General features: G+C 70.4%; 1 pseudogene. It reads right to left on the bottom strand.

Features of this window, described 5'->3' with window-relative positions:
- Window positions 1–439, bottom strand: a pseudogene (locus SB725_RS30190) (hypothetical protein); the annotation flags it as partial.

Here is a 439-nt window from a genome sequence, read left to right as displayed (position 1 = left end):
ATCTGAAACAACACGTCGGACACAGAGCGCCCGGCCGGCGAAGGCGGCGCGGCCGCGTCGGGGTCCGCACACAACGCGGCGACACGCTGGTTCGCCAGCAGCACGGTGCCGGTGGCCGACGCAATCAGCGTTGCCTCCGGCAGACTGTCGACCCATGCGTCGATCAACGCGCGATACCCGCGCACCTGTGCGTCCAGCGCGGCGGCCCGCTGGAGTGCGCGCCGAACCGGGTCGGCGCCATGCGAAACGGCGCGCGTCTCGGCGTGCAGCGACGGCTCGGCGGCGAGACGGTCGGCCAGTCGAACGACGAAGCGCAGCAACGCGCGTAGACGTCGCCATGACCACAGCAGGCCGGCAAGCACGCAAACGAACATGCCCGGAGCAGGTGGCAACCAGCGATGCTGATACTGGAACAGGGCAGCCGCGACGGCCGCGATCG

The sequence above is a fragment of the Pseudomonas sp. SIMBA_041 genome, assembly GCF_046535095.1.
Taxonomy (GTDB): domain Bacteria; phylum Pseudomonadota; class Gammaproteobacteria; order Pseudomonadales; family Pseudomonadaceae; genus Aquipseudomonas; species Aquipseudomonas mucoides.
The sequence above is the reverse complement of the archived record's forward strand: the minus strand, read 5'-3'. Positions and strand labels throughout refer to the sequence as shown.